General features: G+C 60.1%; 26 protein-coding genes. 9 read left to right on the forward strand and 17 right to left on the reverse strand.

All coding sequences use genetic code 11. From position 1 onward, the window contains the following. Positions 1–2 precede the first annotated feature (2 nt). A complete protein-coding gene (locus K0V07_RS06085) occupies positions 3–1,244 on the forward strand; it encodes an argininosuccinate synthase (protein WP_220623648.1) in 1,242 nt (413 codons plus the stop codon). A gap of 347 nt (positions 1,245–1,591) precedes the next feature. Here the strand turns inward: K0V07_RS06085 and K0V07_RS06090 are convergent, their stop codons facing one another. The 7 genes from K0V07_RS06090 to rho form a co-directional block, all read right to left on the reverse strand. Beyond that, on the reverse strand, positions 1,592–2,512 hold the full coding sequence (locus K0V07_RS06090) for a hypothetical protein (protein WP_220623649.1): 921 nt from the start codon (positions 2,510–2,512) through the stop codon (positions 1,592–1,594). Between the two features lie 22 nt (positions 2,513–2,534). Beyond that, positions 2,535–3,260, reverse strand: a complete 726-nt coding sequence (rsmI, locus tag K0V07_RS06095; RefSeq protein ID WP_220623650.1) for a 16S rRNA (cytidine(1402)-2'-O)-methyltransferase — start codon at positions 3,258–3,260, stop codon at positions 2,535–2,537. A gap of 112 nt (positions 3,261–3,372) precedes the next feature. After that, entirely contained in the window at positions 3,373–3,543 is a 171-nt protein-coding gene (locus K0V07_RS06100; RefSeq protein ID WP_220623651.1) for a hypothetical protein, read from the reverse strand. A gap of 5 nt (positions 3,544–3,548) precedes the next feature. Then, on the reverse strand, positions 3,549–4,478 hold the full coding sequence (locus K0V07_RS06105; RefSeq protein ID WP_220623652.1) for a hypothetical protein: 930 nt from the start codon (positions 4,476–4,478) through the stop codon (positions 3,549–3,551). Positions 4,479–4,508: 30 nt separating this feature from the next. After that, positions 4,509–6,086: a glucose-6-phosphate isomerase gene (locus K0V07_RS06110; RefSeq protein ID WP_220623653.1), complete on the reverse strand. Its 1,578-nt coding sequence runs from the start codon at positions 6,084–6,086 to the stop codon at positions 4,509–4,511. 481 nt (positions 6,087–6,567) lie between these two features. Further along, positions 6,568–6,807 carry a hypothetical protein gene (locus K0V07_RS06115; RefSeq protein ID WP_220623654.1) on the reverse strand — a complete coding sequence of 80 codons (240 nt, stop codon included), beginning with the start codon at positions 6,805–6,807 and terminating at the stop codon, positions 6,568–6,570. A 180-nt stretch (positions 6,808–6,987) separates the two neighbouring features. Continuing rightward, positions 6,988–8,118, reverse strand: a complete 1,131-nt coding sequence (rho, locus tag K0V07_RS06120; protein WP_220623655.1) for a transcription termination factor Rho — start codon at positions 8,116–8,118, stop codon at positions 6,988–6,990. 342 nt (positions 8,119–8,460) lie between these two features. Between rho and K0V07_RS06125 the strand changes: the two genes are divergently transcribed. The 6 genes from K0V07_RS06125 to K0V07_RS06150 all read left to right on the forward strand — a co-directional run bounded on the left by K0V07_RS06125 (position 8,461) and on the right by K0V07_RS06150 (position 13,163). Further along, on the forward strand, positions 8,461–9,093 hold the full coding sequence (locus K0V07_RS06125) for a prepilin-type N-terminal cleavage/methylation domain-containing protein (RefSeq protein WP_220623656.1): 633 nt from the start codon (positions 8,461–8,463) through the stop codon (positions 9,091–9,093). Positions 9,094–9,112: 19 nt separating this feature from the next. Further along, positions 9,113–9,661, forward strand: coding sequence for a type II secretion system protein (locus K0V07_RS06130; RefSeq protein ID WP_220623657.1), 549 nt, complete (start codon positions 9,113–9,115; stop codon positions 9,659–9,661). Between the two features lie 3 nt (positions 9,662–9,664). After that, positions 9,665–10,384: a prepilin-type N-terminal cleavage/methylation domain-containing protein gene (locus tag K0V07_RS06135; protein ID WP_220623658.1), complete on the forward strand. Its 720-nt coding sequence runs from the start codon at positions 9,665–9,667 to the stop codon at positions 10,382–10,384. A gap of 50 nt (positions 10,385–10,434) precedes the next feature. Next, positions 10,435–11,058, forward strand: a complete 624-nt coding sequence (locus K0V07_RS06140) for a prepilin-type N-terminal cleavage/methylation domain-containing protein (RefSeq protein WP_220623659.1) — start codon at positions 10,435–10,437, stop codon at positions 11,056–11,058. Positions 11,059–11,067: 9 nt separating this feature from the next. Further along, the gene (locus tag K0V07_RS06145) at positions 11,068–12,036 is read left to right on the forward strand and encodes a prepilin-type N-terminal cleavage/methylation domain-containing protein (protein ID WP_220623660.1); all 969 of its coding nucleotides are present in this window, start codon (positions 11,068–11,070) and stop codon (positions 12,034–12,036) included. A gap of 242 nt (positions 12,037–12,278) precedes the next feature. Next, positions 12,279–13,163, forward strand: a complete 885-nt coding sequence (locus tag K0V07_RS06150; RefSeq protein WP_220623661.1) for a 1,4-dihydroxy-2-naphthoate polyprenyltransferase — start codon at positions 12,279–12,281, stop codon at positions 13,161–13,163. Positions 13,164–13,398: 235 nt separating this feature from the next. Here the strand turns inward: K0V07_RS06150 and K0V07_RS06155 are convergent, their stop codons facing one another. Beyond that, positions 13,399–14,280: a glucose 1-dehydrogenase gene (locus K0V07_RS06155; RefSeq protein ID WP_220623662.1), complete on the reverse strand. Its 882-nt coding sequence runs from the start codon at positions 14,278–14,280 to the stop codon at positions 13,399–13,401. A 71-nt stretch (positions 14,281–14,351) separates the two neighbouring features. Between K0V07_RS06155 and K0V07_RS06160 the strand changes: the two genes are divergently transcribed. Beyond that, positions 14,352–14,960, forward strand: a complete 609-nt coding sequence (locus K0V07_RS06160; RefSeq protein ID WP_220623663.1) for a sigma-70 family RNA polymerase sigma factor — start codon at positions 14,352–14,354, stop codon at positions 14,958–14,960. Between the two features lie 55 nt (positions 14,961–15,015). Here the strand turns inward: K0V07_RS06160 and K0V07_RS06165 are convergent, their stop codons facing one another. The 3 genes from K0V07_RS06165 to K0V07_RS06175 all read right to left on the reverse strand — a co-directional run bounded on the left by K0V07_RS06165 (position 15,016) and on the right by K0V07_RS06175 (position 17,037). Continuing rightward, the gene (locus K0V07_RS06165) at positions 15,016–15,372 is read right to left on the reverse strand and encodes a DUF3147 family protein (protein ID WP_220623664.1); all 357 of its coding nucleotides are present in this window, start codon (positions 15,370–15,372) and stop codon (positions 15,016–15,018) included. Between the two features lie 125 nt (positions 15,373–15,497). Then, on the reverse strand, positions 15,498–16,580 hold the full coding sequence (locus K0V07_RS06170) for a hypothetical protein (RefSeq protein ID WP_220623665.1): 1,083 nt from the start codon (positions 16,578–16,580) through the stop codon (positions 15,498–15,500). A 145-nt stretch (positions 16,581–16,725) separates the two neighbouring features. Further along, the gene (locus tag K0V07_RS06175; protein ID WP_220623666.1) at positions 16,726–17,037 is read right to left on the reverse strand and encodes a hypothetical protein; all 312 of its coding nucleotides are present in this window, start codon (positions 17,035–17,037) and stop codon (positions 16,726–16,728) included. Between the two features lie 78 nt (positions 17,038–17,115). Between K0V07_RS06175 and prmC the strand changes: the two genes are divergently transcribed. Then, on the forward strand, positions 17,116–17,982 hold the full coding sequence (prmC, locus tag K0V07_RS06180) for a peptide chain release factor N(5)-glutamine methyltransferase (protein WP_220623667.1): 867 nt from the start codon (positions 17,116–17,118) through the stop codon (positions 17,980–17,982). 319 nt (positions 17,983–18,301) lie between these two features. Here prmC and K0V07_RS06185 read toward each other — a convergent pair whose 3' ends face one another. The 6 genes from K0V07_RS06185 to K0V07_RS06210 all read right to left on the reverse strand — a co-directional run bounded on the left by K0V07_RS06185 (position 18,302) and on the right by K0V07_RS06210 (position 24,873). Continuing rightward, entirely contained in the window at positions 18,302–20,002 is a 1,701-nt protein-coding gene (locus K0V07_RS06185) for a SulP family inorganic anion transporter (protein WP_220623668.1), read from the reverse strand. Positions 20,003–20,290: 288 nt separating this feature from the next. Continuing rightward, positions 20,291–20,599: an STAS domain-containing protein gene (locus K0V07_RS06190; protein ID WP_220623669.1), complete on the reverse strand. Its 309-nt coding sequence runs from the start codon at positions 20,597–20,599 to the stop codon at positions 20,291–20,293. A 60-nt stretch (positions 20,600–20,659) separates the two neighbouring features. Continuing rightward, the gene (locus K0V07_RS06195) at positions 20,660–21,307 is read right to left on the reverse strand and encodes a lysophospholipid acyltransferase family protein (RefSeq protein ID WP_220623670.1); all 648 of its coding nucleotides are present in this window, start codon (positions 21,305–21,307) and stop codon (positions 20,660–20,662) included. Further along, positions 21,304–21,987, reverse strand: a complete 684-nt coding sequence (locus tag K0V07_RS06200; RefSeq protein ID WP_220623671.1) for a (d)CMP kinase — start codon at positions 21,985–21,987, stop codon at positions 21,304–21,306. The genes K0V07_RS06195 and K0V07_RS06200 overlap by 4 nt, the downstream gene beginning before the upstream one ends. Beyond that, positions 21,984–23,321, reverse strand: coding sequence for a 3-phosphoshikimate 1-carboxyvinyltransferase (aroA, locus tag K0V07_RS06205; protein ID WP_220623672.1), 1,338 nt, complete (start codon positions 23,319–23,321; stop codon positions 21,984–21,986). Before aroA ends, K0V07_RS06200 begins: the two co-directional genes overlap by 4 nt. A 700-nt stretch (positions 23,322–24,021) precedes the next feature. Continuing rightward, positions 24,022–24,873, reverse strand: coding sequence for a prephenate dehydrogenase/arogenate dehydrogenase family protein (locus K0V07_RS06210; RefSeq protein ID WP_220623673.1), 852 nt, complete (start codon positions 24,871–24,873; stop codon positions 24,022–24,024). Positions 24,874–24,910 lie beyond the last annotated feature (37 nt).

A 24,910-nucleotide genomic window follows, 5' to 3' on the forward strand; every position in this document is an offset into this window, starting at 1 on the left:
TTATGAAGATTGTCCTGGCATACTCAGGCGGGCTCGATACGTCCGTCCTGGTCAAGTGGTTGAAAGAAGAATACTCGGCCGAGATCGTGACCTTTGCCGCCGACGTCGGCCAGCAGGAAGAGCTGGACGGCCTCGAAGAAAAGGCCAAGGCCACCGGCGCGGTCGCCCACTACACGCTCGATCTGGTCGAGGAGTTCGCCAGTGATTTCATCTACCCGATGATGCGCGCCAACGCCATCTACGAGGGCCAGTACTACCTGGGCACCTCCATCGCGCGCCCGCTCATCAGCAAGCATCACATCGAGATCGCCCGCCAGGAAGGCGCCACGCACGTGGCCCACGGTGCGACCGGTAAGGGTAACGACCAGTGCCGTTTCGAGCTCGGCTATGCCGCGCTTGCTCCGGATCTGGAAATCATTTCGCCGTGGCGCATGGACAAGTTCCGCAAGGCCTTCCCGGGCCGTAAGGAAATGATCGACTGGTGCCGCGAACAGGGCGTCAACGTCGAGGCCAGCGCTTCCAAGCCGTACTCGATGGACCGCAACCTCCTGCACATTTCCTACGAGGCCGGTATCCTCGAAGACCCGTGGTTCGACCCGACCACACCGGAGAACAAGGCCATGTTCAAGCTGACGACCTCCCCCGAGGACGCGCCCGATCAGGCCGAGTACGTCGAGCTGGACTTTGAAAAGGGCGACTGCGTGGCCGTCAACGGCGAAGCTCTCTCGCCCGCGGGCGTCATGCTCAAGCTCAACGCCCTCGCCGGTAAGCACGGCATCGGCCGCATCGATATCGTCGAAAACCGTTTCGTGGGCATGAAGAGCCGCGGCGTCTATGAGACCCCCGGTGGCACCATCCTGCTGCACGGCCACAAGCAGGTCGAGTCCCTCACCATGGACCGCGATCTCGAGCACCTGCGCGACGGCCTCATCCCGAAGTACGCCGAGCTCGTCTACAATGGCTTTTGGTACGCTCCCGAGCGTGAAGCGCTCCAGGCCTTCATCGACGAGTCCCAGAAGAGCGTCACCGGCACCGTCCGCCTCAAGCTTTACAAGGGCAACATCATCACCGTCGGCCGTAAGTCCCCGGTCTCGCTCTACGACGAAAACATCGCCTCGATGGAAGGCGTCAAGAGCGACTACAACCCGGACGACGCCAGCGGGTTCATCCACCTGCAAGGTCTGCGCCTGCGCGCCCGCGCCAAGGCTCAGGGTGGTCCCCGCCTCGGCGACCTGCGCAAATAGGCGGAGTGCCTCCGCTGGCATTGATGGGGCTCTGCCCCATCGCTCACTGCGTTCGCTGCCCCCCGGGGAAAACCACAAAGAATGCTGGTCCAGCCCGGACCTTTCGATAAAGGCCGAGTGCTACGCACTCGGCCTTTATCGTCTTTGAGGTTCACCCTGACGCGTGCCACGCCCAATGAGCAGCACACATCTTCAGCCCAAAATGGAGCAACCTAGTTTTGATGTTTATATCTCAGCGATTACTTAAACCAGCCGCGCTGGTTTAAGTAATCGCTGACACGATGCGTAGCATCGAAAGTGCAGCCTGCTGCTGCTGCGGGTCTGGGCTGCACAAGCCCAGGAAAAACTCAGCCTTCGCATGCGGCGGCAGCGATGCCGTAGCGCAGGTTGTGCAGGGAGTGCACGAAGTGTCGGGCTCCGGCGATTTCGGCCACGGTGAGGAGGATGATGCAGGCCACGGGCATGATGTCGGCGCGGGCAGCGGGGAGCTGCGGGATGCGCTGGCGTTCTTCCAGCGTGGCGGCGGAGAGCTCCTCGGAGAGGTAGCGCAGGAAATTAACCGTGATCACGGACGGAACTTCGGCGTAGCTGCATCCCAACCAACCGGCACGCACGGCACGGGCCACGTTGACGGCTCCGCCGGTGGCAGCGAGAAAGGGCTGGCTCTGGATCGCTCCGAAGCCCGACTCGGCGATTTTTGTCCGCACGTAGTCGGCGATGCGTGCAGCGGTACGCTCGGGCAGGGGCTCGGTGGGGTCTTTGACAAAGCGTTCCATCAGGCGAACCGCGCCGAGCTGGAGGCTGGTTTTGTCGGTGATCGAGCCGCCCTCCAGCCGGATAAACTCCAGGCTGCCTCCGCCGAGGTCGCAGAGGGTAAAGGCCGGGTACTCTTTCAGCGCGGGGTCGGTGGTGATGGCTCGGCCGATGTAGGCGGCCTCTTCCTCGCCGGAGAGGACACGCAGGCGATGCCCGGTGGCGTCCTCGATACGCTGGATGAAGTCCTGGCGGTTGACGGCGTCGCGCACGGCACTGGTGGCGACGATGGCAAAGTTTTCCGGGGCGAAGCGGTCGGCCTCGGCGATGAGTTTGACCACAGCGGCAGTGGCGGCCTTCATCGAGGCTTGGCTGAGCACGGGCTCGTCGCGGTCGATACCCGCCCCTATGCGGGTCTCCAGCGTGGTCTGGTAGAGCGCGGCCAGCGTGGAGCCGGTCTCAGCCACGAGCAGCTTGATGGAATTGCTTCCGATATCGATGACGCCGATTCTCATGCAGGGTAGGGTGCGAAGTTGGTTAAAGCTCGTAGCTGGCGGGTGCGATCAGGACGGTGAATTCTCCTTTGAGATTATTACCGGTGAGCTGGGCGGCAACGCTTTCTGCGCTGCCGATGAGGAAGGTTTCGTGGAGCTTTGTGACCTCGCGGGCGAGGCACACCACACGCTCAGGCCCGAGCACCTCGACCATCTCGACGGCAAACTTGCCGATGCGGTGGGAGGATTCGTACAGCGCCAGAGTATAGGCGAAGTCCTTGTGCTCCTCCAGGAAGCGGCGGCGGGCTGCGCTCTTGGGCGCGAGGAAGCCGACGTAGAGAAAGCCATTCGTCGGAAGGCCGGAGGCGCACAGGGCGGCGATGACCGCGCTCGGGCCGGGGATCGGTACGACCTTCAGGCCCCGGCGGCGGCACTCGCGCACGACCCGGAATCCGGGATCGGAAATGGCCGGGGTGCCCGCATCGGAGACGAGGGCGACAGATTGTCCGGAGGCGATCTTGTCCGCCAGTTCGCTGGCCCGGTCCTTCTCGTTATGCTCGTGGCAGGAAAGGGTGGGGCGGGTGCTCTCGATACGCTTGAGGAGCTGGCCGGTCTTACGGGTATCTTCGCAGGCGATCCAGTCGCAGCTGCATAGCAGGTCGGTGGCCCGTTGGCTCAGGTCGGAGAGGTTGCCAATGGGGGTGCCGACCACGTACAACGCCGCCTCAGGGCTTGCGGATGGCGTTTCCTCGGAAGTGGACTTGCTCATTGTTGGTGTGAGAAAGGGATCAGTTCTGGCTGCTACGGCGCGCGGTAGACGAAAACGCTCAGGGCCGATAGGCACTGAGCGCTGTGAAGTGAAGCATGTAAGGTATTGTTGCTTAGTAGCGTTCCTTGCCGGGCAGGGAATCGCCGTAACCGGCCGGGCCACCTTCCCAGGAGGCCGGGCGGCCCCAGGGGATGTTAGACTCATCCGGGTCGGCGCTTTCGCAGCCGCTAATGGCGAGTGCTGCCAGCACGAGGGCACTTAGGCACAACAATTTCTTCCACATGGTACTTACTGGATAATGGAGACCTTATCGCCTTCCTTGTAGGCCCGGGCACTGTTGTCGCCGGGGACAATGTTGGCGATGATGTAGGTCGGTTCAACGCGGGTTGCTTTTAAACGGACGGGCTTTTCAAAGCCTTTGACGACGCCGAACTCCATCTGGCGCTCAAGTCCACCCTGCTGCGGGCGGCTGATGATGACGATGCCCGTCTTGTGGTCCACCTTGAGGATCTGGGCTTCGCTGATGGCACCTGTCGCGACCGGAGTGGCAGCCTTGGGGGCGCTCGTGGTCGCAGCCGCAGTAGTGGCTGTGGCCGGAGCGCTGGTCGTGTTATCAACGGTCGTTGCGGCCGGGGCGATGTTGGTCGGCGTGTAAGTGGAGCTGCCGTAGGTCGGATCGACACGAGCCGTCGTTGTCGGGGCTGCGGTCGGAGCGGTCTTGGCCTGCTGCTGAGCCTGAGCGAGCTGGGCGGTCAGCGTCTGGACCTGAGCTTCGAGGCTATCAATCTTGGACTGATACTCGGCCGTGGTAGTGCTGCTCGCAGCGGCGGCGGGGACGCCAGTGCGCTGATCGATCAACTCACGCTTGAGGCTCTCGTTCTTGCTCTTGAGGGAGGTGATCTCCTGCTGGGCAGACTTGAGGTCGTTCTGCAGGCCGGTGATGTCACGGCTGGCCTTGGCATACTGGGAGCGGGCCTTGGCCTCGCGGTCCTTGAACGCACCCAGATCGGAGTCGAGGCTGCGGACTTGGCCCTGCAGGCCGGACAGCTGGTCTTGAGCTTCGCTGGCCTGCTGCTGGGCGGTCTGTACCTGTTGGTCCTTTTGGGCAAGCTTTTCGTTGGCTTCATTGACCTTGCCCTGGGTGAGAACCCAGCCGGCAACGGCGGCGCAGGCGCCGAGGATGGCAATGACGCGGAGTAGGATAGAAACCATTTTCATAGAGCGGGTAACTGAACTGATTACGTAGGGCTAAGCGCAGGAATATTGATTGTCGTAGAAAGCTTGGCCAGCACTTTTTTGAACGCCCTTGGCGGGGTTGGCGGCCAGGTTTTCAAGAATTTTGTATATCAGTTCCGCCTGCTCTTCGCGCGATAGTTTTTGAGCGAGGGCCTCAGCGGTGAAGCTTTCGCCCTTGGCGGAACGGAGGGTGTCGAGGATGGCCTGGCGAAGATCGAGGGTGCCGGCGGCAGCCTTTTTACCGGCTTCGACGCCGGGCTGATGGTAGGCGTTGATGTTCACCAGCGAGCCGTAGTAGCCGACTGCGCGCTCGTACAGGGCGATCAGCATGCCGACGGTAAACGGAGTGACTTCCTCCACGGTGATGGTGATGGAGTTGCGGCCATTCTCGTAAAGGGCGTCGCGGGTACCGAGCAGGAAGCCCTGCAGGAAGTCTCCGGCGGTGTGCTCACCCTCGACCAGGATGGAGTCGCCGTCGCGGGACTTGAGCACTTCGATAAAGGTGGCGTAAAAATTCGGGACACCGTCGCGCAGCTGCTGCACGTAGGCGTGCTGATCGGTCGAGCCCTTGTTACCGTAAACGGCTATCCCCTGGTGGACGACGTTACCGTCGAGGTCCTTTTCCTTACCCAGAGACTCCATGACGAGCTGCTGGAGGTACTTGGCAAAGAGGGAGAGGCGCTCCTTGTAGGGCAGGATAACCATGTCCTTGGCGCCCTTGCCACCGGTCAGGTGGTACCACATGAGGGCGAGGAGGGCGGCGGGGTTCTTGCGCGGATCAGTGTTGCGGGTGGCTTCGTCCATCGCTGCGGCGCCGTCCAGCATGCCGTCGATGTCATAGCCGGAAAGGGCTGCCGGGACGAGACCCACGGCGGCAAGCTCACTGGTGCGGCCGCCGACCCAGTCCCACATCGGGAAGCGTTCGATCCAGCCTTCGGAGACAGCGACCTTGTCCATCTTGCTGTCCACGCCGGTGATGGCCACCGCGTGCTTGGAGAAGTCCAGGCCAGCGGCCTTCCAGGCGGCTTCAGCCTCGACCATGCCGTTACGGGTCTCGGGGGTACCGCCGGACTTGGTGGTGACGACGGCCAGCGTCTCACCGAGCTTGCCTTCGAGCTGCTTGAGGACGACGTCGAAGCCGTCCGGGTCGGTGTTATCAAAGAAATAGACCTTTACCGGGTCGGAGGCGGGGTTACCGAGGGCCTGGGCGACAAATTGCGGGCCCAGAGCGGAGCCACCGATGCCGATGCAGAGGATGTTTTTGAAGGGGCCGCTTTGTCCGGCAATTTCACCTGAGAGCACCTTGGCGGCAAAGTCCTTGATCTTGGCGCGGGTGGCGGTGATTTCGTCGCCGATGGCTTTGTCCGGGGCGATCGCGGCGTTGCGGAGCCAGTAGTGGCCGACCATGCGGTTTTCGTCCGGGTTGGCGATGGCGCCGCCTTCGAGGGCCGCCATGTCTTCGATCGCCTTGGCGATCTTGGGCTGCATCTCTGCGAAATAGGTATCCGGGAAATCGACGCGACTGATGTCCAGCAGCAGATCGAGGGAGGGGACGTGCAGGCAGTATTCTTTGAAGCGGCTCCAGCTCATGGCAATAATTGTCTAAAGGGTTAATCCAAAACGACGTGGCGTTACGATTGAGCCACGCAGCTTAGCGACAATTACCGCTACGTCCATACGAAAGGCGCGCAGGGCTGATTTTTTCGGGGTAAACCGAGGGTGTCAGCCGGTGTCCGTATGGGGCTTGAGACCCCATTCAGGGTCTGCTGGCTGTCAAGTCCTGATCAGGCAAGTGTCTTGCCTGCAAAAGGACGGGAGGGAACAGGCGCTTTTACCGGCCTTCCAGGATGGCCGTAGCAATACTCCGCAAGGCACGCAGATCCGGATAATTCGGATCTTCCAATAGTCTGCGACCCTGCAGAACCTTTTCCCGGCGAGACCGTCCGGAGGGGGCTTGATACTGCCCGGTACGCGGCGGAATGGGGAGGCTTACGTCGGAATATTCGTGTTGCGGCACCATGTGTTAGTTCTCCTTATCGGCGAGGCTCTTAGCCTCTTAAGAGAAAAACGCTTACAATGCTTTTTCCTTGGGGATATCTGTCTCCTGCAGGCAGGAGCCGTGTATGGTTTCGATATGTTTACTCAGGATTTCCGCGTGTGTGATGATCTCTTTCAGGCTTTTCCTGGCCGGAGAGTCTTCCGGTAGTCCGATTAGCGCCATATCGGCGTTTCCCCGGATCAGGAATATCTCTCCGTTAATGTCATGGAACAGCTTGCGTAGATCGCTGTGTTCGCGAGAACCCGTTTTCATGTTTGTCCCTACTTTATCGCCCTGAGTGGCGATTGATTAATGCCGCAATGAGCGTTTTTATATAAAAACGCTTATCGAATAAGGAAATGTTATTCTGCGCGCAGAGACAAGGCCACGCTACATTCTGCCGGACGCAGGGCTCAACCTGTTCGCCAGCTATAAGCCTGCGCAGAGCGATAATCAGCCCTCCAGCAGGCGCAACAGCTCGGCGTTGTCCTTGGTCTTGCTCATGCGCTCGATCAGGGTTTCGCAGCCATCCTCGATCTTCATCGGGGCGAGTGCGCGGCGGAAGAAGCCGACCTTGTCGAGGGTTTTGGCGTCGAGCAGGAGTTCTTCCTTACGGGTGCCGGAGGAGTTGATGTTAATGGCGGGCCACAGGCGCAGCTCGGCGCACTTGCGGTCGAGGACCATTTCCATGTTACCGGTGCCCTTGAACTCCTCAAAAATCAGATCGTCCATCTTGCTGCCCGTCTGGATCAGCGCGGAGGCGATAATCGTAAGGCTGCCGGCCTCCTCGGTGTTACGGGCGGAAGAGAACAGCTGGCGCGGTTTTTCCAGTGCGCGCACATCGAGGCCACCGGTCATGGTCCGGCCGGAGGCTTTGCGGGCATTGTGGGCGCGGGAAAGGCGGGTGATGGAGTCCAGCAGCAGGACGACATCCTTGCCGACTTCCATCTGGCGCTTGGCGCGGTCGATGGCGATGTCGGCGATACGGATGTGGCTGTCCAGCTCCTCGTCATTGGAGGAGGCGAAAATCTCGGCGGTGGGCAGCTCGCGGCGGAAGTCGGTGACCTCCTCGGGGCGTTCGTCCACCAGCAGGATCATGACGGCGCACTCGGGGTGGTTCTCGATCACCCCTTCGGCGATGTCCTTGAGCAGGGTGGTCTTACCGGTGCGGGGCGGGGCCACGATGAGGCCGCGCTGGCCTTTACCGATGGGGCAGAACAGGTCAATCACGCGGGTGGTGAGGCGCTCGTCCTTGCTTTCCAGCTTCAGGTGCTGATTGGGGGCGATCGTCGTGAGCTGGGAAAACTCGTAGCACTTGCGGCGATCCTCGACGCTGAGCCCGTCGATGGACTCGATGTAGCGCACTTTTGGGTTCGGGAAACGGTTGTCGTGGAGGGCGTTAGCGCATATCCACTGGCCGCGTTTGAGCTTGAAACGGCGGACCAGCTCACGCGGGATAAAGGGGTCGGAATGGCGTTGGCGGCCATTTTTCGTGGGGTCCAGCAGCTGCCCCGTCTTGTTGTTGGACGGCTCGAAGATGCCTTCTACAGTGATCTGTTGCTCGGGCGAGTGGTTTTCGCTCATAAATAATAAGGTTCGCGCAGCGCAACCGCAGGCCGGTGCTTGCGCAAAGAAGAAGAGAGGGGTGTCTGCCGCAACCAGGCGACGACGGGCCGGAATGGCCTCCGGGCGGGTAGTACACGTTTGCCCCGGATGGCGTAAGGCTCTCAGGGCGGTGTCAGGGAATCAAGCCCAAATTTTCAACCCCGTTCGGCTCAGTGTTTCATGGGGCCTCGCACAGGCCGGTATCTTTTTGGCAGGGCAGGGGGATGCAAATCGGAGCCGGACGGGGTATACTATATATTAGCCACATGGGATAGCCATTGACAGACCCCGTGTGCTAGCCAGACTTTTATTCCTTACCCTATGAAGCATACCCCTATGCAGACGCCCAAGAGGCGGCCCGCTTTCACCCTGATCGAACTGCTTGTCGTTATGGGCGTGATTCTGGTTTTGGCCGGGATCGTCGTCGGCGTCCAGCGTGGTGTCTACCACCAACAGGCCCAGGCCCGCGCAAAGGCGGACCTGCACACCATCGCGAACGCCATGGAGACCTTTAAGCTCAAGTATGGCGACTACCCTTGGATACGCGATGACGAGGGAGATCTTTTCAAGGTCCTGACCGGGCAGCTCGTGCTGCGTCGCGGGGGCGCAAATCAAACCGGTGATTATGGCATGTACGCCCCGGTCGGAGATGTTGAGCCGCTGCTGGATGAGACCTTGATTGATACGGCAGAGAATGCTGCCGGAGAAACGTATTTCGTCGATCCATGGGGGACCGAATACCGCTATTACTATAAGACCGAGGCGAGGCCAACCAATCCCTGGGCATCTGCCGGTTTCATCCTGATCTCCCTGGGGCCGGGCGGCACAACCAGCCCTGAGCCTAATATATATAATGGCTTTGAGAGTGGCTCTTTACCAGGGCCTTCCGTCTACTATGCTGACCCGGAAGATGACGAATTTGACGACGTTGTGTACGGGCTCGACCCGCTTTAATGCTGACTCACTTTTCTCTATGAAACACACACACCCCGCTTCCCGCCGCGCCTTTACCCTGATCGAACTGCTGACCGTGATCGCGGTCATCGGTATCCTGGCGTCCATCCTGATCCCAACTGTCGGTGCGGCCCGCACCGCCGCCAACAAGGCCAAGACGCGAACTCAATTCGCTGGCTACATTAATGCCCTTCAGCAGTTCAAAAGCACGTATGGCTACTGGCCGACTGTTTTTAATGCCAATGGCAATGACGATGAGATCGGTATCAATGACAGCACAGACGATTTTGTGGCAGCTCTTTCCGGGCGCGATGAGGATGGTAACCGGACGGTCGCTGGCGGAAACCGCCGGGCGGCGCCTTTCTATTCCTTTGCGGATGACGAGTATGACGACAGCGGCAACCTGGTAGACGCTTTTGGTAATGAGCTGATCCGGATCCGGGTCGACGGAGATGGTGACGGCCAGATTACCGTGCCTGACGAGAACGATCCGATCAAGGCGAAGGTAGTCATCTGGAGTGAGGCAAATGAGACCGAGAATCTTCCGGCTGTTTATTCTTGGGACTAAGCGATGAGGAAATTTCATGCATCAGCACGCCGCCGTGGCTTTACCCTGGTAGAGCTACTGGCTGTTATTGGTATCATTGGCATCATGGCGGCGATCATTGGGACCGCCTTCGGGGGTGGTAACGCCAGTGTCAGCCTGGGGAGCAGCCAGCGTATCGCTGCCGGTGTCTTCCAGTCCGCCCGAAACCTCTCGGTGCTCAAGCATACCAAAACCAAGATTCTGATCCACAAAGACCCTTCAGATCCCGGCAAATACCTGCGCTACATGATGGTGATCTATGAGTACACGGATGAGGATGCGGGGGCAACCCACTGGGTGGCCGCAAATGCCGGCACCTATCTGCCGCCCGGTGCCTATTATCTACCGGCCGATTTGGATGCGTTGGGAAATATCGACGTAGATGGTGCGATGATCTTGAGTGACGCTGTTACTGACAACAATTTCACCGATAACGTTTGCCCGAATGAAGATGCGTTGACTGCGGACATTGGGTTCGCGGCTTACGCCTACAGCTATGATAGCCGTGGTCTTCTGGAAGGGGATGATGCGGGTGATGCTGTTGTTTTCGGTGCAGGTAGCCTCTCTGCCCCGCCCGCCGGCACGACCGGTATACCTACTCTGCTCTTTGATAACCCCTACGCGGTTACAGGCTTTTTCCTGAGGCGAACCGGTGGTGTCAGCCTGGCCAACTCAGATGAGCTTGCACATGTATTGGGGCCTTAACGCTAATAGTTAGAATGAGAATTAATCGGCGACATTTTGGCTGGCTACAGATGGTAAGTCCGGCGTCAGTTTCTGAAGGCCGCTCCCGTCTGCGCGGTAGCGAGCGCTCCTCAAAGGGCTTTTCCCTGATCGAGGTTGTCTTGGCTATTGGCGTGCTCTCGCTCGCTGTGGTCGCGATGCTCGGGCTGCTGGCCCCCACGATGAACTCTGTCAAGGAGGTCGTGGACAACAACAAGACCACCGCTATGATTGGAGCGGTCAATGCTCAGGTCAACGATCGCATCGCGTACGAAGATGTCGAGGCGCTGGCAACTACTCCTGACCTCTATTTCTATGCCTGGGAGCGGCAGGCTGCAAATGGCAACGTCGAGATTGTCATGCTTGACCCTGATGACGCTTTTGCAAACTCACCCAACGGTACTTGGGTCACACAGGGACCCGACATCGAAGCCATTGGTGCCGACATTATTCTTGGGCCGCTCTTTGTCGTGAGAATCAGTCAACTCGACTTGGATGGATACACCTACAATCAGGCCACCTTCGACGATAATGCCTATATCCCTTTCCTGGTCCGCATTTATCCGGTAGATGCCACTAGCTATCCCATCAGCGAATTTGCTGTCATGGACGATAAGATGCCGATGGCATCCTTCCCCTCAGCTATCCTCAGGTAATATTTTTCTATGATCATGCACACCCCGTACGCGGGCTCATCGTCCGCCAACCCTGAAGTCGAAAAGTACGATGCCGTTTGCTCACGGCACCGGGGGTTCACGCTGGTGGAGATCATGGCCGCGACAGGCATCATGCTCGCCCTGATCATGCTGGTCATGACGCTCACAGGCCGAGTGCTGAACGCATGGAGCTTTTCTTCGGGCCGTCTTGAGCAGAACTACGAGGCGCGCATCGCCATGAGCTTTTTGGCGGAGGATTTAGAGTCGGCCGTATTCCGCAATAACGGTGATGCCTGGCTGGAGGTGGTGTACTCGAATGTCGGTCAGGCTACGTACACCGCTCAAAATCAGACCGAGTTGTATTTTTTCAGTCAGGTCACGGACCGTCCATCGGACGAGCTGGGAGGTGTCTCTGCGGTTGCCTATCTGACCGAGTTTCAGAATCCCTTTACCGAGGAAGTTTCCACGGACCCGGGCAATCCGCCCCCGCCGGTCTTCGGACTGTACCGCTGTGTGATCGATGCGCCCACGACTTTTAACAATGTCATTGGGACTGTCGGTACCGATCTGGCGAATAACACGTTCGGAACGGGTCTGAACGCCACGGATAGTGAGTACTATCTGAGTGCCAATGTCGTCGATTTTCAGGTCATCTTTTACGCGGTCTTTGATTCTGACCAGACGAATGATGGCGGTGACGTGATTGCCACGGCGGGTGATGTTGTCCCGATCACGACGGACTACTCAATCAATTCCAGCCCCCAGGATTTCTACGTCGCGGACGGACAAATCCATGTCGGAGGTGCGCCTCAAAGCGGACATCTCGTCTACGCTGATGTCAAGCTGACCGTCCTCGGTGCAGAAGGGGGTAAAATCGTGGGGACAGGCTCGACCGATGGGCTTGCCTGGGATGATTTCAAAGATACCTACGGCGAAACCTTTACGCGCCGTATCTACATCATGAGCAAGACGCTCTGAGGGTAGCGCTGATCAGACAAGCATTTGGGTGGGTCAGGCCGTGTAGGCTCCGTCTTGGATGGCTTTGTTTTTCAACCCAAGAGGCACCTGTCTTCACGTTCTCCAGCAGGGAGATGTTGCTGCGCGAGAACACTTGAGTTTTAGCGCAGGCGAGCGTAAGTATTGATCTTTGGACAGAGATGGCGGCCTGCTGCATAGGGTAGTTGTGCCGCTTTCGCCCTTGAACTGAACCCGCTCCTATCTTGAAAACCACCAACTGGAAAGTCTGGCTTCTGGCCGCGCGTCCCAAGACGCTGCCTGCTGCGATTGTGCCCGTTCTGCTTGGTACAGCAGTGGCCGTACACGAGGGTGGATTCCATTTGATCCCGGCTGCTATTTGCCTGGTTTTCGCGTTGCTGATCCAGATTGGCTCTAACTACGCCAACGACTACTTTGATTTTCAGAAAGGCGCGGATACGGATAAGCGGGTGGGACCGGTCAGGGCTGTAGCCTCCGGGTTGGTCAGCCCGCAGCAGATGTGGCGGGCTACGTTGATCGTTCTGGGGCTCGCCTTCGTCGTCGGCCTGTCGCTTGTCTTTTACGGGGGATGGTGGCTGGTTGCCGTCGGTGTGCTCAGTGTGCTGTGCGCGCTCGCTTATACCGGTGGGCCGTACCCGCTGGGTTATAACGGTCTGGCAGACATCTTTGTCTTCGTTTTCTTCGGCCTGGTGGCGGTTATGTTCACCGCCTATGTGCAGACTGGGGTATTTACATGGGCCGGCTTCTGGGCCGGGTGCGGTTGTGGCTTGCTCTCCATGAACCTGCTGGTCGTCAACAATGCTCGCGATATCGAGACGGACCGTGAAGCCGGGAAGCGTACGCTCCCCGTGCGCTTCGGCTATCGCTATGCGGTGATCCAGTACTGCCTCAGTGCGCTTCTGGCCTTTGCGGTGCCGGACATGCTCATGCGCCTCGGGTACGGCGGCTGGGTTTACCTGACGTTACTTTTGTTGCCAGTGGCAGTGATCCTGTGCCTGCGCCTGACACGTGCCCATCGCCCCCGTGATTTTCATCTGCTCCTCATGTACACGGGGCAGCTTCTGCTCGCCTACGGTGTGCTGCTCTCGCTTGGCATCGTCCTGAGCTGATGGGGGTAACTGTTTTTTTCTTGGCTTATGCAGCCCAGACCCGCAGCAGGCGGAGCCTGCACTTTCGATGCGTCGCATCGTGTCAGCGAACGGCAGGGCGCGGTCCTGCACCTGTGATGCTCACGCATCACTCAATGCCACCGCCAACGCGCCGGCATCGGCATCGGCAACTATCGCCGACTCAAACGAACTCCGCTCGCGCAATACACGGGGTAAAGCCCCATCAATACTACGCTCAACCGCCGGTTTCGAAGCCGGGATAAAGCGTCATGCCGCCGTCCACGTAGAGATTCGTACCGGTGACGTAGTCGCTCTCGTCGCTGGCCAGCCAGACGGCGGCGCGGCCGATGTCCTCGGGCTCGCCGATACGCTTGTACGGTACGAGCTTCATGAGGGAGTCGTAGGCTTCGCGGGTGGACCACGCCTCGTGGTTGATCGGTGTGCGAATGGCGCCGGGGCAAATGGCGTTGGCGCGGATGCGGAAGGGGGCGACCTCCTGGGCGATGCTTTTCATCATCATGGAGATACCACCCTTGGAGGAGGCGTAGTTGACGTGTCCGGCCCACGGGATGACGTCGTGCACGCTGCTCATGCAGATGATCTTACCGGCCGAGCAGGAAACCTCCGGCACGACACCGCGGCGCTTAAATTCCTTAATAGCTTCGCGGCAGCAGAGGAACTGGCCGCGCAAATTGATGCCCATGAGCTTGTCCCAGTGCTCGACGGTCATTTCGTCGATCGGGTGGTCGATCTGCACCCCGGCGTTGGGGACGACAATGTCGATGGTGCCAAATGCGTCGATGGCCTTCTTGAACATCGCCTGGACCTGGTCTTCCTGGCTGACGTCGGCTTGAGCGATGATGGCCTTGGAGCCGCACTCGGCAGCCTTGTCGGCGACTTGCTGGGCCACCTCAGGGCGGGTGACGTAGTTGATGCATACGTCGGCCCCGGCCTTGGCCAGAGCGATGGCAACGGCTTCGCCGATTCCGGAGTTAGCCCCGGTGACGAGCGCCTTCTGCCCGGCCAGCTTGCGGTCGATCGGGCAAGCCGGCAGATGAGGGTGGGGGAGGTTATTTTGCTCGTAGTACTCCTTCATGCCGCTTTGAATATCAGGCAAATGGGCGGAGGTTAATCCTAACCTGTGCTGTAACGTAATTATCACCCATCCTGTTTCAGGTACCCGATTCCATGTCTGCGGATAATAGTCCATCCCCCGAGCCCGACCCGAGTGTATGGGTCGATGAATACGGTGATGCCTTGTTTCGCTTCGCGCTGTTTCGGGTGAATAATCAGGCCTTGGCTGAAGATCTGGTGCAGGACACCTTTCTGGCAGCGATGAAGGCCAAGAAAAACTTTTCCGGGCGCTCCTCGGTCAAGACCTGGCTGACCGGCATCCTGAAAAACAAGATCATCGACTACTACCGTAAGAAGAACCGCACCCAGTCGATGAGCGAGCTGGCGGGCTTTTTCGAGAAGGAGGAAGGCGAGCTCTTCAGCGAGGATGGGGCCTGGAATCTCGCCAGCGGGAACGCGCCGGGTGACTGGACACCGGAGGCCGTGGAGAAGCTGGACCGGGCCGAGTTCATGCAGCACTTTCACGCCTGCGCCTCCAAGCTGCCCGACAAGATCCGTCAGGTCTTTATCATGCGCGAGATCGACGGTACGCCCAGCCCCGAGATTTGCGAGCAGATGGACATCACCCCGCAGAATCTGTGGACCATCCTCCACCGTGCCCGCATGGCCCTGCGCAAGTGCCTGGAAAAGAATTTCCTGGAAGGACGCAGTCCTTCACCTTAGATGCTGCGCATCTGGATGGCATTTCTTAGGGAAATGCCATGGCGGTGTGACCTGATTATGGAAACAAGCTCAGGCCGAACTTCTGCGCAAGCAGCGCGCTGAGCCAGAAGCAGACGAAGGTCAGGGCGGCGCAGGCAACGAGCGAGAGCCAGAAGTTGACCCCGTGCATGAGCAGCGCGGGCAGTAGTAAAAACATGGGCAGGCTCGGCAGGACGAACCAGAAGGTATAGCGCGCGTATTCGGCGATCTTGGGAGTATCCTTTGTCTCCAGGTATAGCCAGATCATGACCATGATGCTGACCAGCGGTAGCGCGCCGATGAGTGCCCCGATCCGGTCCGTGCGCTTGGCGATCTCGGAGACCGCGACGATGACGGCTGCGGTCACGGCGTATTTGACGATGAGCATCAGCATAGCGAAAGCGTATTGTCGATAGACTTAGCCAGCGCGCCCGTTCTGGGCAAACCCGAATCACGCTGCCGCCCGAAGGGGGCGGAGCCTTATCTTTGCTTTTTGTGCGGGTGTAACTCGCCGACCGCCTATTGGTTTTTGCAGCAGGTTTCGTCGTCCTTGCAGTCGGGGCAGCGGTCCAGGCTGCCTCCGCAGCCACCGCCTCCACAACCGCCCCCGCCGCAGCAGCCTTCGGCGTCGCCCTTGTCGGCGGCATCGCCTTCGCAGCCATTGCAGGAGCCGCAGGACTCGCGGATGACGTGTTCGCGCTCAAAGGTTTCCACCTTCACGCTTTTCAGGTCAAAGTCGTACTCCTGCGCGGCCACGATGTGCACCGTGTCCGTGCCAAAGTCGATCTGCATCGGTACGGTGCGCATGGCTGTCATTTCGATCAGGCTGGCTGCCTCCAGCGGCTCGATCCGCAGCTCGGGCTCGCCGGGCTTAACCACGCGGATGCCGGTGTGGATGGTTTTGACGGAGGAGAGCAGGCCATCGGGGCTGAACTGCACCGAGTTTTGGTCGGCGTTCATCCCGACCATTTCCGGGTCAAAGGCTTTTACCAGGCCGATGGGCGTGGCCAGCTCGACGGGGCTGGCGGGCTCCACGGAGCGGACCTGCCCGTCCTCGTAGAGCGAGAAGCCGGTGCGCACGCGCATCGCGCCTACCGGGGTCTCCAGCAGGATACGCTGACCCGGCCAGAGAGTGAGGGAGCGCAGGCTGCCGCCGGGGTAGAACCCGACACTGATCACCTTTGCGCTAAACTTGCCGACGGGCAGGTCAAAGTCCTGCACCTCGGCCATTTCGGCCTCCATCTGCTCAGTCCAGAAGCCGTCGACTTGCCCGTTGAGGGGAAAGAGGCGGTTGAGCGAGCCGTCTTCGTAAAAGGTGATGTACTCGGCCTCAAGCGGACCGATGGGGGTCTGTACGACCGATGAGCTGTCGAGCGAAACGCTCTTGAGCTGGCCACCCGGATAAAAGGCCAGGGAGCCGCGTTGTTTTTTCTGGCGCTCGCCATACTCCGCCATCTTGTACTGCGGGATGACTTCGCCGACCGGCGTCTGCACGCGGTTTTCGGCGTTGAGCATGCACGACTTGAGGGAGCCGTCTTTGTAGGTGAGAGTGCTCGTGATGCCTTCGAGCTTTCCGTAAGCGGTATCCAGCGTGTGTGTCATGCCTGCAATCGACGCATAAATCACACCGTTTTTTGCGCCCGCGAAATTTTTATAGACGCTATTAAGCGAATTTATTGTGACGCCCCCGTCACCTTATGTGACTCTTCGTCTCTCCAGCCTGCGGTAAGCCGCCTGGAGTGGGGAGCTATTCCTCGCGCATGCGGGCCTTGATGCGGGCGCGGGATTCTTCACACAGCCCGGTCTCGGGCAGGGCATCTTCGCAGCAATCGGGGTGCTGGTGGACCTCGGAGCAGACGGCGTCGATTTGCTGGCGGTAGCGGTCGGTGTAGCAGCAGCAGCGGCACAGCAGCTTCAGCTTGATCTTTTCCAGCAGGGTTAGCGGGCGCTCGCGCGATTCAGAAATCAGCCGGGTGGCGTCGCGGCAGCTTAGCCCGAACTTGATGAAGAACTTGAAGAAGGGGCTGGGTTTGTGGTTCTCTTGATTTGCGCGCGGCATGGTCTTTCTGAAAAAAGGTGCAGCTTTCTATGTCGTCAGGAGCAGGTTATCCTTACAAACTTGTTCCGGATTCATAATATGCAACCGCTGCTCGACATACTTCAGAAAACGACCGCGTTTTTCCAGCAAAAAGGCGTGCCGCAGGCGCGACTCGATGCCGAGTTGATCATCGCCCACGCGCTGGGCTGCCGCCGACTGGACCTGTATCTGCAATTTGACCGCCTCTTGACGGAATCGGAGCTGGCCGCCATGCGCCCGCTGGTGGCGCGCCGTGGCAAGCGTGAGCCGCTCCAGCACCTGCTGGGCGAGGCGCATTTTCACGGCCTCGTCCTCAAGGCTGATGCCCGTGCGCTCATCCCGCGCCCCGAGACAGAGGAACTGGTCGAGCTGCTGGTCGAGCGCCTGGGGGCTAGCCCTCCGGCTACGGTCTGCGACCTGGGGACGGGCACCGGAGCCATCGCCCTCGCGCTGGCCGCAGCCTTCCCTCAAGCTCAGATCGCGGCGGTCGATGCGTCCGCTGCCGCCCTCACCCTGGCAGCCGAGAACGCCGCTACCGCCGGGCTGACCGAGCGGGTGCGCTTCGTCGAGTCGGACTGGCTCGCAGCGCTGGACGGGGAACGCTTTTCGCTCATCGTTTCAAATCCTCCCTACCTGACCGAGGAGGAGTGGGAGCAGGTCGAGCCCGAGGTTCGCGACTGGGAGCCGAAGTCTGCGCTCACGGCCGGGCCGGACGGCCTCGATGATTACCGGAAAATCTTCGCTGCCGCCCCCGCGCATCTGGAGCCGGGTGGTTGGCTGGCGCTGGAAACCGGCATCTCCCAGCATGCGGCCCTGGCGGAAATCGCGCAGGAAGCGGGCTTCGCCACCACCGAGAGCCTTAATGATCTCAGTGGCCGCGAACGTTTCTTTTTGGCGCAGCAGGCAGGTTGCACCTGCGGGCAATGATGGGGCTCTGCCCCATCGCTCTCTGCGTTCGCTGCCCCGGGAACTCATCAAAGAATGCTGGTCCAGCCGGACCCTGCACTTTCGATGCTGCGCATCGCCGAGATACGAACCTCAAAACTGGGGTGTCACCCATTTGTATGGAGTTCGTTTGATATGGACTAATCGCCGTTGCCCATGCCGCCGCGTTGGCGGAGGCATCAGTGGTGCGCAGCACCACAGGTGCAGGGCTGTGTCCTGCCGCTCACTGCGTTCGCTGCCCCGGCAGGACATGGTCCTGCACCTGTGATGCCCACGCATCAATGCCAGCGGGTGCACCCCGTCAACCGAGCCGCTCGGTGGCGACGTGGTACTGCGGGTCTTCGGAGAGGTTGACCTCGACGCTGTCTCCGGCCTTGTCGAGCAGCTTGCGGCACTCGGGCGAGAGGTGGGTCAGGTGCAGGCGCTTGCCGAGGCTCTGATATTTTTCGGTCAGGGTATTGATCGCTTCGAGGCCCGACTGGTCGTACACGCGCGTGAAGTAAAAATCGACGATCACTTCGTCCGGATCTTCATGCGGTTTAAACAGCTCCTTGAACGACGCCACCGACGCGAAAAACAGCGGCCCGTGCAGTTGGTAGACGCGGGCACCTTTTTCGTTGGCGTAGACCTCTGCGCCCAGGTGCGTGGCGTGGCGCCAGGCGAAGACCAGAGCCGAGATGATCACGCCGATCACGACCGCCGTGGCCAGATCGTGCATCACGACCGTGTAGGCTGCCACCACGACCATCACGATCACGTCGCTGAACGGGATCTTTCTGAACGTGCGCAGGCTGGCCCACTCGAAAGTCCCGATCACCACCATAAACATGACGCCGACCAGTGCGGCCATCGGGATCATTTCGATCCACGGTGCCAGCACCAGCACGAAGGACAGCAGGCACAGCGCGGCGGTGATGCCGCTGGCGCGACCCCGTCCACCGGAGTTTACGTTGATAAGAGACTGGCCGATCATGGCGCAGCCGCCCATCCCTCCAAACATCCCGCTGACGATATTGGCCAGACCCTGCCCAAGGCATTCGCGGTTACCGCGCCCGCGGGTCTCGGTGATCTCGTCGATCAGGCTCAGGGTCATCAGCGACTCGATCAGGCCGACGGCGGCCATGGTCAGGGCAAAGGGAAAGATGATCCAGAGCGTATGCAGGTTCATCGGGGGCAGAAAATCATACTGCTCATCGAGGAAAAACAGCTTGGGCAGTCCGGCGGAGATGCCCCCCTCGGCCTCCACAGTCGTGGCCACCTGCGTAGCAATCGCCTCCGGGCTGGCCTCGGGGCCGAGCTCGGCCTTGGCCTCCGTGGTGGCGCGTGCGGTGGTGTTGGCGCGCAGCATGTCGCCCACGGTGAGCAGGGTATGGGACTGGCCCTGTGCCTCCCAGGATGCCGGGGCGGCTTTGTTGATGGCGATGGAGAGCCCGGTGACGATGAGGATCGCGGCCAGCGATGCCGGAACGGCGCGCGTCAGCTTAGGCAGCAGCCATATGATGAGCATGGTCAGCCCGACCAGTGCGAGCATCAGCACGAGTGCCGGCCCGTGCAGCAGGACCAGCTCACCCGCAGCGTTGACGGTTTTGAAGCTGCCAAATTGCGCCATGAAAATCACGATGGCCAGGCCGTTGACGAAGCCCAGCATGACCGAGTACGGCACCATGCGGATGAACTGCCCCAGCTTGCCCATGCCCGCCAGTACCTGGATGATCCCGCACAGGACCACGGTGGGGAACATGTACTCGACCCCGTACTTGGCCACGAGGGTGACGAGTACGACGGCGACTGCGCCGGTGGCCCCGGAGATCATCCCCGGTCGTCCGCCAAAAACAGCGGTGATCAGCCCCATGAAGAAAGCCGAGTACAGCCCGATGATGGGGGAGACTCCGGCGACGAAGGCAAAAGCAATGGCCTCGGGAACGAGGGCGAGGGCGACGGTCAGGCCCGACAGCAGGTCGTCCTTGAGGTTCGCGGTCCGTTTGCGGAAGAAATTGAGCATACCTTTTGTTTTCTAGAAGCCTTTCCCACCGAATGATGGAGCTTAACAAACAAAAGGGTAAGCGCGGAAAGTGCAGCGCAGGCCGTGCCATGTAAAGCCTTTACCCGGATTTTTTGGGTTCTGGGCTACTCCACGGGGCGATTATAAGCGGCTGGGGTGCGCGTGACTACGAGGGCTGATGGCAAACCGGTGCCGGGGTCCTGCTCGCTTTCGGTGAATTCTAAACTCTGCACCGGGGCAGCGAACGATGAGGCAGGGCCCCATCCATGCCAGCGGAGGCACTCCGCTTTACTTGCCCATGCCGAGGGCGTCCCAGAGGCCGGACATCTTGAAGACCTTTTTGACCTGCGGATCGACGTTGGTGATCTTCAGACGCTGCTTGCCGACGCGCTTGTTCACGGTCAGCACGATGCGCAGGAACGACGAGGAGGCGAAGGTCACTTCCTTCATGTCAAAGTTGACCACATCGTCGGTGGCTTCGATCTTCTTGATCAGGTCCTCCTGGACTTGCTGGCAGCGCTCGGCGTTGAGCGGGCCGACAAAGGCGCACACGAATTCTTTTTCACCGTCGGAGAACTGTACGATATCGGAGGACATGCTGCCCACTTTTGCGCACCCTCGGCTCAAGTCAAGCGCGGGTTGGCTGCCACCTTGCCCTCAAACCTCCACTCGCGGTGGCGGGTTGAGCTGGCCGATGGCCTCCAGCACGCGCTCGCTGATGGTGAGGAAACGCTTCGGGGCGGTGTCGCCGGGGTCGAGGTCGGCCACATCGAGGGCCGGGCCGTAGACGACGCTGATCTGGTTTTTCAGGTCGGGCAGTTTCTGGTGGCGGCTGAAGACCCGGAAGCTGCCGTGAATGCGGGCCGGGATGATCGGGACCTTGGCGCGTACGGCGATCATGCCCACGCCGGGCCGGGCCTCGCGGAGGTTGCCGTCGTCGGAGCGGGTGCCCTCGGGGAACACCAGCAGCCCGCCGCCGCTGCGCAGGACTTTGAACACCTCGCGAAAGGCTTGCAGGTCGTTACCGCCGTCTCGGTCCACAGGGATGGCGTGGCACTGGCGGATCAGATTCCCAAACTTACCCACGAACAACGTGCTACGGGCGAAGTAGTGCAGCTCGCGTGGGCAGGCGGCCCCGAAGGCGGGCGGGTCGAAGAAGCTGGCGTGGTTGCCGGCCAGCAGGAACGGCCCCTCCTTGGGGATGTTTTCGGTGCCGTAAACTTCCCAGCGGGTAAAGAAGTCGAAAATAAAGTGCGAGAGCGCCCAGCCCCCGCGGTAGACGGGATTCGTGCCGGGGTTTTTCATGCCTGTACGGGCGCGAGGCCGGTCGCGTCCTCAATGTGTCCGGCCAGCAGGTCCACGACCTGCTCAAGCGTGAGGTGGGAGGTGTCGATCCGCTCAGCGCCTACGGGACAGAGCAGGGGAGCAGTCTTGCGGGAGGAGTCGATGCGGTCGCGCTCGGCGATGGAGTCCGTCTGACCCTCCTTGGCGCGGCGGGCCGCGCGGGTGGCCTCATCGGCTTCCAGGAAAAAGCGTAGCACGGCATCCGGGAAAATGACGGAGCCGATGTCGCGGCCCTCCATGATCAGGCCGTTAAAGCCTGAGCGCTCAGCCACAGTGGCCTGCGAGCGCTGGTACTCGAAGAGAAACTTACGCACGTCGGGCACGGCGGCAAAGGGCGATACGCTGGCGTTGACGGCGTCCGAGCGGATGTCTTCCTCGCGGGGGACTTTTCCGCCGATGCTGATGCGGGCGCTCTGGCCGTCGATTTCCTCGCCCAGTTGGAGCTTGGCCAACTGCGTTTCAATCGCAGCGGTGTCCTCGGGGCTGACCCCGGCCTGTACGAGCGCGAAGGTTACGGCGCGGTAGTGCGAGCCGGTATCGACATGCATCAGGTTAAAGCGGGCGGCCAGGGCGCGCGAGGTGGAGGACTTGCCGCTGGCGGCGCCGCCGTCCACGGCGATAACGGGGAAAATAGTGTTCATGACGGGCGGAGGTCTTCGAGGACCTCGAAAAAGTTCGGGAAGGTTTTTGCGCAGCAGCCGGGGTTGTTAATGGTGATCCAGGGGCGACCGTCGCCGTGCAGGTCGCGGCAGCCGAGGATGCCGAAGCTCATAGCCACGCGGTGGTCGTGGTAGGTATCGATGGCGACCGGTGCATCTGCGGTGGCTTTTTTCATCGCGGCCAGATCCGGGGTGACGGTGAGCGAGTCCTCGGTTTCATCCACCTTTTGGCCAAGCTTGCGCAACTCGGTGGCCATGGCGTTCACGCGATCGGTTTCCTGTTTGCGGGTGTGGGCGATACCGGTGATGGTGAGCGGCTTTTCCAGCAGGGGAGTGAGCGCGGCCAATGTCAGGAAGGTGTCCGAAATGGCGTTAAAGTCGAAGCTGTCGGGAATGTCCGCCGTCCCGGTGGGGCTGACGGCGAGGTTCTCACCCTCGGAGGCGGTTTCTACGCCGAGAGCTGCCATCACCTCGGTGAACCCGATGTCGCCCTGCAGGGCGATGCGGCCCATGCGGCGCAGGTTCAGGCTGCCGCCGGTCACCCACGGCAGCGCCAGAAAGTAGCTCGCGGCGGTGGCGTCGGGCTCGATGACGTAGGCGGGGCGGTTGTAGTAGTAGCTTTGCTCGCCGTTGAAGGCATATTGACCGCCCTCAGCGCTCTGCGGCTCGATCCCGAACTGCGCCATCATGGTCAGCGTCATCTCGACGAAGGGCTTGGAGACGGTCTCTCCGGCCAGTTCGACGGTGAGCGGAGCCTCTGCCAGTGGCGCAGCCATGAGCAGGGCGGAAAGAATCTGGCTCGATGCTGAGGCATCGACGCTGAGCGCACCCCCGGCGAAGCCCTTGGTCGTGAGTACAAACGGGAAAAAGCCCGGCTCGCCCGCGAAGTCAGCCTCAGCCGCTCCGGCAGCAGCGAGGGCGTCGAGGAGGCCCTTGATGGGGCGCTTGCGCATGGCTTCGGAGCCGTCGAGCTGATAGCGCCCGCCTCTTCTCAGTGCGAGCATCGCAGTCAGGAAGCGAGCGGCAGTCCCGGCGTTACCGATGTTGAGTTCAGCCTCTGCCTGCGGGATGTCTCCGCCGCGTCCGATGATAAAGATCGACTTGCCTGCCGGGTCGGTCGAGACCGTGAAACCCAGCGTCTTGAGCGCGGCTGCCATGATCTGCGTGTCCTCGCTGAAGAGCGCACCCTCCAGGGTGAGGGACTCGCGGGAAAGCGCAGCCAGCACCAGAGCGCGGTTGGTGATGCTCTTGGAGCCGGGCAGGCTCACGGTGCCGGTGACCGGTTTGCTAAAGGGGCTGAGGGTCAGTTGCTCCATGGGAATGGCTTGGACAAGGAAGGACGGTTGCAATGATACGCAGATTAACTTTTACCGCAGAGGCACAAAGACGCAATGGATGGGTTTTTCAGTGTTTTGTATGACCACTTTTTCGAGTTTGCTACGTTTTTCCAACATAATCCTACCTTCCACGGGTTCTACCGCTACGCGGTTTGATATTGGCATTGAGGCAAGTCACTTCTACGCCTAATAAACGGGATATCCCAACGTTCACGAGGCCCGTGCCGTAATAAGTGTAACCCTCGATGAATGATTTTATTCCTACTAGCGTATAATAAGTACGCTCAATATATATAGAAGTAGGCATCGTATGCATGCATTTCTTAGACGTCTATCCTTGTTCCAAAATAGCACTGAAATTATTGATATAAAGATGTTTCCAATGAGCAAAAACCATGCGATGCATTGCTCAAAAAAGAAATTAATATAATTAAAAAAAAGATTAGAAATGGCAACGATAAGCCCCACGATTAACGAATAAATAATCGTATATGTGAATTTCATTCAATTATTTGATTTAGGCATTCTAGAGGCAAACTATCTGTATATTGATGTCTTCTAAGTCTTAGTGGATGAATACGAGATGCGCTTAGGTTTTCAGTATTAGAAGTTGCCACTGGGCCTGCAGCATGTGCCCACACATGCAAGTCGAGTCTGTGTGGTCATCATGGTTCAATCTTTAGTCGTTACGGACGGCGTCGCGGTAGGTTTTGCCCTTTTCGAGCAGGTTGGCGATGGCGAAGGGGTCGTTGTTGGCGATGGCGGCGCGCATGGCCTGCCAGTGCTCTTCAAAGCCTTGCATGGCGCGCAGGATCTCCTCGCGGTTTTCCAGGATAATGGCTTTCCACAGCTGGGGGTCTCCGGCCGCGATGCGGGTGGTGTCGCGCAGGCCGCCTCCGGCGTAGTTACGCCAATCCGGGTTTTTGGTGCCCAGCGTGTCACAGAGGACCGAGGCGAGAATGTGCGGCAGGTGGCTGATGTGGGCGACGATCTCGTCGTGCGCCTCGGGGCTGGCGGTTGCGACCTCCATCCCCAGCTCACGCCAGAAGTGTACGATCTGCTCCACCGCTGGCTCGGGGGTATCCGTCAGGGGGGTGACGAAGCAGGCGCGTTTTTCGAAAAGATCTTCACGGGCGAAATCCAGCCCGGTTTTTTCTGAGCCAGCCATCGGATGAGAGCCGACAAAGGTAGCCTGCGGGGGCATGGCGGCGGTGCCATGGCGGCAGATCAGGCTTTTGGTGCTGCCGACATCGGTGACGAGCGCCCCGTCCTTGAGGCTGGGGGAGATTTCCTTGATCAGGGGGACGATGTTGACGACCGGCACCGCCAGGACGACCAGATCGGCGTCGGCCACTGATTCGGCTGCGGTGGGGTAGACGCCGTCACACCAGCTCTGTTGCTCACACTTTTGGCGGGTTTCGGGGCGGCGCGACCAGGCCAGGGCGCGCTGGCACAGCCCCCTGGCTTTAGCGGCCTGCATGAGAGAGGCGCCGAGCAGGCCCGTACCGAGTACCGTCATATTTCCGAACATCGTAGCTCTTTTTCATGCACCGGGCATGGAACAGGCG

The organism is Ruficoccus sp. ZRK36, from assembly GCF_019603315.1.
Lineage (GTDB): Bacteria > Verrucomicrobiota > Verrucomicrobiia > Opitutales > Cerasicoccaceae > Ruficoccus.

What these genes read in the sequence shown, in the direction of transcription:
- K0V07_RS06115 (WP_220623654.1), bottom strand. Translation starts at nt 6,807, where the DNA reads ATGAAAACGGGTTCTCGCGAACACAGCGATCTACGCAAGCTGTTCCAT.
- K0V07_RS06140 (WP_220623659.1), top strand. Translation starts at nt 10,435, where the DNA reads ATGGTAAGTCCGGCGTCAGTTTCTGAAGGCCGCTCCCGTCTGCGCGGT.
- K0V07_RS06190 (WP_220623669.1), bottom strand. Translation starts at nt 20,599, where the DNA reads ATGTCCTCCGATATCGTACAGTTCTCCGACGGTGAAAAAGAATTCGTG.
- K0V07_RS06090 (WP_220623649.1), bottom strand. Translation starts at nt 2,512, where the DNA reads ATGAGAATCGGCGTCATCGATATCGGAAGCAATTCCATCAAGCTGCTC.
- K0V07_RS06200 (WP_220623671.1), bottom strand. Translation starts at nt 21,987, where the DNA reads ATGAACACTATTTTCCCCGTTATCGCCGTGGACGGCGGCGCCGCCAGC.
- K0V07_RS06085 (WP_220623648.1), top strand. Translation starts at nt 3, where the DNA reads ATGAAGATTGTCCTGGCATACTCAGGCGGGCTCGATACGTCCGTCCTG.
- K0V07_RS06100 (WP_220623651.1), bottom strand. Translation starts at nt 3,543, where the DNA reads ATGTGGAAGAAATTGTTGTGCCTAAGTGCCCTCGTGCTGGCAGCACTC.
- K0V07_RS06130 (WP_220623657.1), top strand. Translation starts at nt 9,113, where the DNA reads ATGAAACACACACACCCCGCTTCCCGCCGCGCCTTTACCCTGATCGAA.
- aroA (WP_220623672.1), bottom strand. Translation starts at nt 23,321, where the DNA reads ATGGAGCAACTGACCCTCAGCCCCTTTAGCAAACCGGTCACCGGCACC.
- K0V07_RS06145 (WP_220623660.1), top strand. Translation starts at nt 11,068, where the DNA reads ATGATCATGCACACCCCGTACGCGGGCTCATCGTCCGCCAACCCTGAA.
- K0V07_RS06185 (WP_220623668.1), bottom strand. Translation starts at nt 20,002, where the DNA reads ATGCTCAATTTCTTCCGCAAACGGACCGCGAACCTCAAGGACGACCTG.
- prmC (WP_220623667.1), top strand. Translation starts at nt 17,116, where the DNA reads ATGCAACCGCTGCTCGACATACTTCAGAAAACGACCGCGTTTTTCCAG.
- K0V07_RS06165 (WP_220623664.1), bottom strand. Translation starts at nt 15,372, where the DNA reads ATGCTGATGCTCATCGTCAAATACGCCGTGACCGCAGCCGTCATCGTC.
- K0V07_RS06195 (WP_220623670.1), bottom strand. Translation starts at nt 21,307, where the DNA reads ATGAAAAACCCCGGCACGAATCCCGTCTACCGCGGGGGCTGGGCGCTC.
- K0V07_RS06135 (WP_220623658.1), top strand. Translation starts at nt 9,665, where the DNA reads ATGAGGAAATTTCATGCATCAGCACGCCGCCGTGGCTTTACCCTGGTA.
- K0V07_RS06210 (WP_220623673.1), bottom strand. Translation starts at nt 24,873, where the DNA reads ATGTTCGGAAATATGACGGTACTCGGTACGGGCCTGCTCGGCGCCTCT.
- K0V07_RS06105 (WP_220623652.1), bottom strand. Translation starts at nt 4,478, where the DNA reads ATGAAAATGGTTTCTATCCTACTCCGCGTCATTGCCATCCTCGGCGCC.
- K0V07_RS06110 (WP_220623653.1), bottom strand. Translation starts at nt 6,086, where the DNA reads ATGAGCTGGAGCCGCTTCAAAGAATACTGCCTGCACGTCCCCTCCCTC.
- K0V07_RS06170 (WP_220623665.1), bottom strand. Translation starts at nt 16,580, where the DNA reads ATGACACACACGCTGGATACCGCTTACGGAAAGCTCGAAGGCATCACG.
- rho (WP_220623655.1), bottom strand. Translation starts at nt 8,118, where the DNA reads ATGAGCGAAAACCACTCGCCCGAGCAACAGATCACTGTAGAAGGCATC.
- rsmI (WP_220623650.1), bottom strand. Translation starts at nt 3,260, where the DNA reads ATGAGCAAGTCCACTTCCGAGGAAACGCCATCCGCAAGCCCTGAGGCG.
- K0V07_RS06125 (WP_220623656.1), top strand. Translation starts at nt 8,461, where the DNA reads ATGAAGCATACCCCTATGCAGACGCCCAAGAGGCGGCCCGCTTTCACC.
- K0V07_RS06175 (WP_220623666.1), bottom strand. Translation starts at nt 17,037, where the DNA reads ATGCCGCGCGCAAATCAAGAGAACCACAAACCCAGCCCCTTCTTCAAG.
- K0V07_RS06160 (WP_220623663.1), top strand. Translation starts at nt 14,352, where the DNA reads ATGTCTGCGGATAATAGTCCATCCCCCGAGCCCGACCCGAGTGTATGG.